The 8,339-nt window shown below is 71.5% G+C and carries 9 protein-coding genes; 7 read left to right on the forward strand and 2 right to left on the reverse strand.

Annotated features, from left to right (window positions below):
• Positions 1-167: 167 nt before the first annotated feature.
• Positions 168-1,274 carry an asparaginase gene (locus ACFWUY_RS38180; protein WP_384120940.1) on the reverse strand — a complete coding sequence of 369 codons (1,107 nt, stop codon included), beginning with the start codon at positions 1,272-1,274 and terminating at the stop codon, positions 168-170.
• A gap of 117 nt (positions 1,275-1,391) precedes the next feature.
• On the opposite strand from ACFWUY_RS38180, the gene ACFWUY_RS38185 reads away from it, so the two are divergent.
• The 6 genes from ACFWUY_RS38185 (at position 1,392) to thpD (ending at position 6,618) form a co-directional block, all read left to right on the forward strand.
• Entirely contained in the window at positions 1,392-1,856 is a 465-nt protein-coding gene (locus ACFWUY_RS38185) for an Lrp/AsnC family transcriptional regulator (RefSeq protein WP_384120942.1), read from the forward strand.
• A gap of 209 nt (positions 1,857-2,065) precedes the next feature.
• Positions 2,066-2,869 (forward strand): endonuclease I family protein, encoded by an 804-nt coding sequence (locus ACFWUY_RS38190; protein WP_384120944.1) that lies wholly within the window; start codon positions 2,066-2,068, stop codon positions 2,867-2,869.
• 355 nt (positions 2,870-3,224) lie between these two features.
• Entirely contained in the window at positions 3,225-3,773 is a 549-nt protein-coding gene (ectA, locus tag ACFWUY_RS38195; RefSeq protein WP_384120947.1) for a diaminobutyrate acetyltransferase, read from the forward strand.
• Between the two features lie 140 nt (positions 3,774-3,913).
• Positions 3,914-5,179, forward strand: a complete 1,266-nt coding sequence (gene ectB / locus ACFWUY_RS38200; RefSeq protein WP_384120959.1) for a diaminobutyrate--2-oxoglutarate transaminase — start codon at positions 3,914-3,916, stop codon at positions 5,177-5,179.
• A 33-nt stretch (positions 5,180-5,212) separates the two neighbouring features.
• Positions 5,213-5,632: an ectoine synthase gene (locus tag ACFWUY_RS38205; RefSeq protein ID WP_384120951.1), complete on the forward strand. Its 420-nt coding sequence runs from the start codon at positions 5,213-5,215 to the stop codon at positions 5,630-5,632.
• Between the two features lie 101 nt (positions 5,633-5,733).
• Complete coding sequence (gene thpD, locus ACFWUY_RS38210) at positions 5,734-6,618, forward strand: ectoine hydroxylase (RefSeq protein WP_384120953.1); 885 nt, start codon at positions 5,734-5,736, stop codon at positions 6,616-6,618.
• Positions 6,619-6,719: 101 nt separating this feature from the next.
• On the opposite strand, the gene ACFWUY_RS38215 is transcribed toward thpD, so the two are convergent.
• Positions 6,720-7,541 (reverse strand): RNA polymerase sigma factor SigF, encoded by an 822-nt coding sequence (locus tag ACFWUY_RS38215; RefSeq protein ID WP_384120961.1) that lies wholly within the window; start codon positions 7,539-7,541, stop codon positions 6,720-6,722.
• 217 nt (positions 7,542-7,758) lie between these two features.
• Between ACFWUY_RS38215 and ACFWUY_RS38220 the strand changes: the two genes are divergently transcribed.
• The gene (locus ACFWUY_RS38220; protein WP_384120956.1) at positions 7,759-8,184 is read left to right on the forward strand and encodes an ATP-binding protein; all 426 of its coding nucleotides are present in this window, start codon (positions 7,759-7,761) and stop codon (positions 8,182-8,184) included.
• Positions 8,185-8,339 lie beyond the last annotated feature (155 nt).

Raw genomic sequence — 8,339 nt, forward strand, 5'->3', positions numbered from 1 at the left:
TGGGCCGGGCGGCGGGGGGGGGGGGCCGGGGGGGCGGGGGCGCGGGCGGGGGGGGGGGGGGGGGGCCCCCCCCCCCGCGCCCCGGGGTTCTGGAGCGCGGCGGGTACGGGGCCGTCCGGCCCGCGATCCGCCGGGCAGACACCAGGGCCTGAGCCGCCGGACACGCCCTAGGCGCGGGTGGCGACCGCCGAGGCCGAGCGGGAGCCGCCGGTGGCGAGGGCCGGTTCCACGCGGACCGGTCCTTCGAGGAGGCGGCGCAGCAGGGCCGTGCCGCGGGTGGGGTCGCCGTCGGCGAGGAGCGTGGCCAGGACCGCGATCCGGGCCTGGGCCGCGCGGAGCGTGCCGGTGAGCAGCGCTCCGGCGGCGACGAGGTCGACGGCGCCGCCGCCGGTGTAGATCTCGGCGAGCGGACCGGCGGGGACCCGGGTGGTCACGGCGACGAGGACGCCCTGGGCGACCGCGTCGGCCACGGCGGCGGCGATCTCGGGGGTGGCGTTGCCCGCGCCGGTCGCTTCGAGGACGATGCCCCGGGCGCCGGCGGCGACGGCCGCGTTCAGCAGGAACGGGTCGCCGTCGGAGTGGTGGGTGACGATGTCGACCCGCGGCAGCGGGACGGCGTCGGGGCCGGTGGCGCCGGGGGTCGCGGTGAGGGCGGCGGCGGGGAACGGCAGGGGCGTCGGGCGCTCCGGCTGCCGCTCGATGTCGACGCGGGAGAACCCGACGCGGCCCAGCCGCTCGGCCGACGGGTCGGAGAAGGCGTCGGCGGCGAGCGTCTGGCTCTTGACGGTGCCCCGGGCGGCGTGGACGCGGCCGTCGAAGACGACCAGGACGCCGAGGTCGCTGACGGTGGAGGCGACCTGAAGGGCGTCGTAGAGGTTGCCGGGGCCGTCCCCGTCGCCGGTGCCGAAGGGGCGCTGGGCGCCGGTGAGGACGACCGGGCGGACGTCGGTGTGGTGGAGGTCCAGGAAGAAGGCGGTCTCCTCCAGGGTGTCGGTGCCGTGGGTGACCACGACGCCGTCGACGCCGGGATCGGCGAGGGTCTCGTGGACGGTGCGCAGGAGGGCCAGCTGGTGGGCCGCCGTCATGCGCGAGCTGTTGACGTTGAACAGGTCGACGACCTCGACGGTGACGCCCTCGGGGAGGGGTGCGGTGGCGAGGACGTCACGGCCCGAGGCGTCGGCGGCGTAGCCGGTGCCCTGCCAGCGGCTCGCGATCGTGCCGCCGGTGCTGATGACGACGATCCGGCGCGCTCCCCCGTCGTTCGTCCGCTTCATGCCTGCCGCCCTCGGTCCGTACCAAAATCTCCTGCGTCGCAACGATAGGACAGGAGGCGCGCAAGGCGATTGCGAAATAAGCCGGAGAAAGGTTTCATCGTGGTAGATAATTGCGCCATGGACAGAATTGATCTCCATATCTTGCGCGAGCTGCAGAACGACGGCCGGCTGAGCAATCAGGAGCTGGCCCAGCGGGTCGGCCTCAGCCCGTCCCCCTGTCTGCGCCGGGTGCGCCAGCTGGAGCAGGACGGCGTGATCCGGGGCTATCGGGCGATCATCGATCCGGACGCGGTGGGGCGGGGGTTCGAGGTCCTCGTCTCGGTGGAGGTGCGGCGGGACCGGGAGACGGTGGAGGCCTTCGAGGCGGCGCTCCAGGACGTACCGGACGTCATCGAGGCGTACCGGCTGTTCGGGAGCCCGGGATGCCTGCTCCGGATCGCGGTGGCCGACCTCGCGGCGTACGAGCGGCTGTGGATCGAGCGCCTGACGACACTGGCCGGGGTCACCGAGGTCAACTCGCAGATCATCATGAAGCGCGTCAAGGAGCCGAAGGGGATGCCGGTGGACATGCGGGGCGCGTGACCCGCCCCGGCGGGCCCGGCGGACGCCCGTGGCCACGGGTGGCGCACCCGTACGCGAGAACGTCACAGAAAATCCTCCTCCCGGTTACACGGCCGGCCCCTCCCCCGTGTCACGCTCCCGGCTGACAAGAAGTCAACACGCGTAGAACGCGGAGTCCTTGAGCGGACCCGCGTCCCCTCGCGTGACGTCCCCGGGAAAGGGCACCCCCCATGTCCGTTGCACAGACAGGCCGATGGAAGGCGTGGGTGGCATCCATAGCCGCCGTCCTCGTCACCCTCACCCTTCCGACGGTCACCGCGACTCCCGCGAGCGCCACGACCACCGCGTACGACAGCACGTACTACAAGAACGCGATCGGCAAGACCGGCACGAGCCTCAAGTCCTCGCTGCACACGATCATCAGCAGCCAGAGCAAGATCTCGTACGACGCGGCCTGGAACGCCCTGAAGGTCACCGACCAGGACCCGAACAACACCAACAACGTGACCCTGCTGTACAGCGGCGTCTCGCGCGGCAAGTCCCTCAACGGCGGCGACGTGGGCGACTGGAACCGCGAGCACGTGTGGGCGCAGTCCCACGGGAGCTTCGGCACCTCGGCCGGCCCCGGCACCGACCTGCACCACCTGCGCGCCTGCGACGTCCAGGTCAACAGCATCCGCGGCAACAAGGACTGGGACACCGGCGGCAGCCCGGTCAGCGGCGCCTCCGGCAGCTACACGGACAGCAACTCGTTCGAACCGCGCAACGCCGACAAGGGCGACGTGGCCCGGATGATCCTCTACATGGCCGTCCGCTACGAGGGCGACGACGCCTGGGCCGACCTGGAGCCCAACGAGTCGACCGCCAACGGCAGCGTCCCCTGGCACGGCCGCCTCTCGGTGCTGAAGCAGTGGAACACGCAGGACCCGCCGAGCGCCTTCGAGGAGCGCCGCAACGACATCATCTTCGGTACCTACCAGGGCAACCGGAACCCGTTCATCGACCACCCGGAGTGGGTCGAGGCGATCTGGTAGCCCGACCGCACGGAACGGAGCCGGGCCGGGGTCTCGCACCCCGGCCCGGCTCCGGCCTTCCCGGCGCGCGTTCCCGGGCCGACCCCATGCCGACCCGTACGCCTGACCGCTCCCGACGCCTTCAAACGCGAAAACCCGGATTTTCTCATGTTTTTGAGGAAGTGGATCCAGGACTTCAGAGGCGTTATCCAGCCGTTATAAACGGTGATTTTGTTCCCACATGACCCCTTTTGCCGGGCGCTGGTGGGCGGATTCCCTTCCCTGGAACCGTCGCCGCACCTATCACGACTCCCCCGCCTCGAACAAGATCTTCGCCCCAGGAAGTTCCGGGTCCGGCTCGGTAACTTCGGCGCACATGACCACTGCCCCACTGACCTCCCCGATCGACGGCGTCTCCGTCGGCCCGGCCCGGCTCGCGGACGGCGCCGAACTCTGGCGGATCGCGCGCGGCTCGGGGGAACTGGACCTCAACTCGCCGTACAGCTACCTGCTGTGGTGCCGCGACTTCGCCGACACGACCGCCGTCGCCCGTGACTCCTCCGGGCGCCCGGTCGGATTCGTCACCGGCTACCTGCGGCCCGACGCGCCGGAGACGCTCTTCGTCTGGCAGGTCGCCGTCGAGGGTTCGCACCGCGGAAGCGGGGTAGCCGGGACCCTGCTCGACGCCCTGTCCGCACGCGTGGCCGACGAGCACGGAGTCAGCCGCGTCGAGGCCACCGTCACCCCCGGGAACCTGGCGTCCGACCGGCTGTTCCGGTCCTACGCGCGCCGGCACGGCGCGGACCTGACACAGGAGGTGCTGTTCCCTTCGGCCGCCTTCCCCGCGGCGGGACACGAGTCCGAGGTGCTGTACCGCATCGGCCCCCTCGACCCACCGGCGTCCCGAGCCGCCCACCGGCGCTGAAAGCACGCCCTCCGACATCCGAGCCGCCCACCGGCGCCCTGAGCCCGGCCTCCGCGTCCCGAGGTGCCCACCGGCGTCCCGAGCCCCCGTCCACACGCCCCACGTTCCCGAACCACACCTGGAGAAGAGACTCCGTGACCCTGATCGACATCGCCGCCCCCTCCGTCTTCGAGGCCCTCGAATCCGAGGTCCGCAGCTACTGCCGCGCCTGGCCCGTCGTCTTCGAACGCGCGAGCGGCAGCCGGCTGTACGACGAGCACGGGCGTCCGTACCTCGACTTCTTCGCCGGCGCGGGCTCACTCAACTACGGCCACAACAACCCCGCTCTCAAGCGGGCGCTGCTCGACTACCTCGGCGGCGACGGCATCACCCACGGCCTCGACATGTCGACGACGGCCAAACGCGACTTCCTGGAGACCTTCCACGAGACGGTCCTCGAACCCCGCGCCCTGCCCTACAAGGTGATGTTCCCCGGCCCCACCGGCACCAACGCCGTGGAGGCCGCCCTGAAGCTCGCCCGCAAGGTCACAGGGCGCCAGACCGTGGTCTCCTTCACCAACGCCTTCCACGGCATGTCGCTCGGCTCGCTCGCCGTCACCGGCAACGCCGCCAAGCGCGCCGGAGCGGGCGTCCCGCTGCACCACGCCATCCGGATGCCCTTCGACGACTACCTCGACGGGCAGCTCACCGACTTCCTCTGGTTCGAACGGCTCCTCGGCGACGCGGGCTCCGGCCTCGACCACCCCGCGGCCGTGATCGTCGAGACCGTCCAGGGCGAGGGCGGCATCAACGTCGCGCGGGCCGAGTGGCTGCGCGGGCTCGCGGAGCTCTGCCGCCGGCACGACATGCTCCTCATCGTCGACGACATCCAGATGGGCTGCGGACGCACCGGCGACTTCTTCTCCTTCGAGGAGGCGGGCATCACGCCCGACATCGTCACCCTGTCCAAGTCCATCAGCGGATACGGCCTGCCCATGGCGCTCTGCCTGTTCCGGCCGGAGCTCGACGTGTGGCAGCCCGGCGAGCACAACGGGACCTTCCGCGGCAACAACCCGGCCTTCGTCACCGCCACGGCCGCCCTCGACGCGTACTGGCGCGACGGCGCCCTGCGCGAGCGCACCCTGAGCCGGGCCGGCCGGATCGAGAGCGCCCTCCTCGACCTGTGCGCGGGCGACGGCCGCACGGGCGTCTCGGTCCGTGGCCGCGGCCTCGTGTGGGGCCTGGAGTTCGCCGACGGGGAGCGCGCCGAGGCCGTGTGCCGGCGTGCCTTCGAGACCGGTCTGCTCGTGGAGACCTCGGGTCCGGACGGCGAGGTGGTCAAACTGCTGCCGCCGCTGACCGCGACCGACGACGAACTCGACGAGGGCCTCGGCATCCTGGCCCGTTCCGTCCGCCACACCGCCTGACCCCGCCGTACCCGGATCCGAGAGGCACCACCCATGATCGTCCGTTCCTTCGACGAGCTTGAGAACACCGAGCGGCACGTGAGGGCCGCGTCGGGCACGTGGGAGAGCAAGCGCATCGTCCTGGCCCGCGAGCGGGTCGGCTTCTCCCTCCACGAGACGGTGCTGTACGCCGGCACCGAGACGTCCATGTGGTACGCGCACCACGTCGAGGCCGTCGTCTGCACGGCCGGCGAGGCCGAGCTCACCGACCACGAGACGGGCCTCACCCACACGATCGTGCCCGGAACGATGTACCTGCTCGACGGACACGAGCGCCACACCCTCAAGGTCAAGCGGGACTTCCGCTGCCTGTGCGTCTTCAACCCGCCCGTCACCGGGCGGGAGGACCACGACGAGAACGGCGTCTACCCCCTGCTCACCGAACCCGGCGGCACCGTCGGGAACGACGCCTGAGCCACCGCGACGACACCGTCCGGGGCGACGCCCGAGCCACCGGACGAGACCCGGACGAACCCGTACCCGTACCCGTACGAGAGAGGAAGGCACGCTCCCTCATGGCCTCCGCACCCACCCGCCCCGTCGATCTCTACCCCACCCGTGGCTCCCAGGAGGAGCTCATCGGCCGCAAGGACCCCGTGGTGTGGTCCGAGCCCGGTACCGCGGGCCCCTTCTGGGACCGTGAACTGGAGGAGTACGACCGTGACGGGTTCCTCACGGTGGACGAGCTCGTCACCGCGCACGAGGTCGACGAGCTCCGGGCGGAGCTGGACCGGCTCGTCTCCGACCCCGTCGTGCGGGCGGACGAGCGGGCGGTCGTCGAACCCCGTTCCCAGGAGATACGTTCCGTCTTCGAGGTCCACCGGATCAGCGAGGTCTTCGGCCGACTGGCCGAGGATCCGCGGATCGTCGGACGCGCCCGCCAGATCCTCGGCTCCGACGTCTACGTCCACCAGTCGCGGGTCAACGTCAAGCCCGGCTTCGGCGCCAGCGGCTTCTACTGGCACTCCGACTTCGAGACCTGGCACGCCGAGGACGGTCTGCCGAGGATGCGGACCGTGTCGGTGTCGATCGCGCTCACGCCGAACCACACCACCAACGGCAGCCTGATGATCATGCCGGGTTCGCACCGCACCTTCCTGAGCTGCGCCGGTGCCACGCCCGAGGACAACTACAAGAAGTCGCTCCGGATGCAGGACGCCGGCATCCCGTCCCCCGAGGCGCTCACCACCTTCGCCGACGCCTGCGGCATCCGCCACTTCACCGGCCCCGCGGGCTCCGCCACCTGGTTCGACTGCAACGCCCTGCACGGCTCGGGCGACAACATCACTCCGTACCCCCGGAGCAATGTGTTCCTCGTCTTCAACAGCGTCGAGAACCTGCCCGAGGCGCCCTTCGCCGCCCCGGTCCGGCGGCCCTCCTTCATCGCCGCGCGCCCGTAGGACCGCGCGACCGGCAGGGCCTCGCGCGACCGGGCCGAGGAGGCGTTCCCCCGGGGGAACGCCTCCTCGGCCCGGTCCGCCGGTCCGCCGAGAGGGGCGTGCTACTCGATCATGCCGTCCCGCAGCCGGTCCAGGCTCCGGGCCAGGAGCCGTGAGACGTGCATCTGGGAGACGCCGAGCCGCTCGCCGATCCGGGTCTGGGTCAGCTCCTCGACGAAGCGGAGGTGGAGGATCAGCCGGTCGCGTTCGTCGAGGGCCTCCACCAGCGGGGCGAGGGTGTGGAAGTCCTCGAACAGTTCGATGGCCGGGTCCTCCTCGCCGATGAGGTCGGCGAGGGCCGCGTCGTCGTCATCGCCGTCACCGCTGCCGACCGTGGCGTCCAGGGACGTGGTGTTGTAGCCGTTGGCGGCCACCTGGGCCTCGACGACCTCCTCCTCCGACAGGTCCATGACCGGGGCCAGCTCCGCGACGCGGGGGGCCCTGCCGAGCCGCGAGCTCAGCTCGTCGGTCGCCTTCGCCAGCTCCACCCGCGCCTCCTGGAGCCGGCGCGGTACGTGCACCGCCCAGGTGGCGTCACGGAAGAACCGCTTGATCTCGCCCACGATGTACGGCACGGCGAACGTGGCGAACTCGACCTCGCGCGACAGGTCGAAGCGGTCGATCGCCTTGATCAGACCGACCATGCCGACCTGGACGATGTCCTCCATCTCGTCGCCCCGGGCGCGGAACCGTCCCGCCGCGTACCGCACCAGCGACATGTTCATCTCGATCAGCGTGTTCCTGGCGTACTGATGGCCTTCCGTCCCCTCCTCCCGCACCGCCAGCTCGCGGAAGAACACCTTCGAGAGGGCGCGCGCGTCCTGCGGTGGCACCTCGTGGGGAGCGTCGAGAACCGGCAGGTCCTCACGCGTACCGTTCGTCACGTACGTCGTCGTCGCCTCGGCCGGTTCAGTCCGCACGGGAACAACCTCCTCCTGCTCGCGGTCCGTTCAGCGGTCCCGGTTCACGTACCCCCGCTTCCCTTGACCACTCCTCGTTCCGCGCACACCCGTTTCCGTCACGGCGGGAGGTATCACCACGGCCCGAACGGGCAGGCGAATCCCACCACCTGTTGACGAACCAGGAAGAAAGGGACTCGCGATGAAGACCCGGAGCGACACCCTGTCCCGGGCGACCGGGGAGGACCCGTACGGCACGGGGCACGACGGATCGTCACCGGTCCGTACGCCGGCCCAGGCGCGACAGGTCGTCCGCCACGCGCTCGCGGCCCTCGGCCCCCTGCGCCCCTCCCAGGCCGACGACCTGCTGCTCGTGACCTCGGAGCTGGTCACGAACGCGCTCCGCCACGGAGGCGGGATCACCGGCTTCGGGCTCGGGGTCGGGCCCGACCGCATGACGGTGTCCGTGGCCGACGCCAGCGGGGACTCCCCGCTCTACGAGCTCCGCGACGAGCTGCTCCCCGGCGGCTACGGCTGGCCGATCGTGCTGCGACTGTGCCGTGAGGTGACCGTGGACACCCACCCGGACGGCAAGACCATCCACGCGACCGTGACGCTCGACCGGTGAGCGACCGTGACGCTCGACGGATGGGCCCGGGACGGGAGCGGAGCAGCCGCACGTGAGAGGGGTGGGGCCGCGGGGGGGGGGGGCCCCCCCCCAGCCACGCGCAACACCGGGCCCCCGGCCCCCGGCCCCGGCCCGCCGGGGGCGGGCCCCGCGCC

The organism is Streptomyces sp. NPDC058664 (assembly GCF_042716635.1).
Taxonomy (GTDB): domain Bacteria; phylum Actinomycetota; class Actinomycetes; order Streptomycetales; family Streptomycetaceae; genus Streptomyces.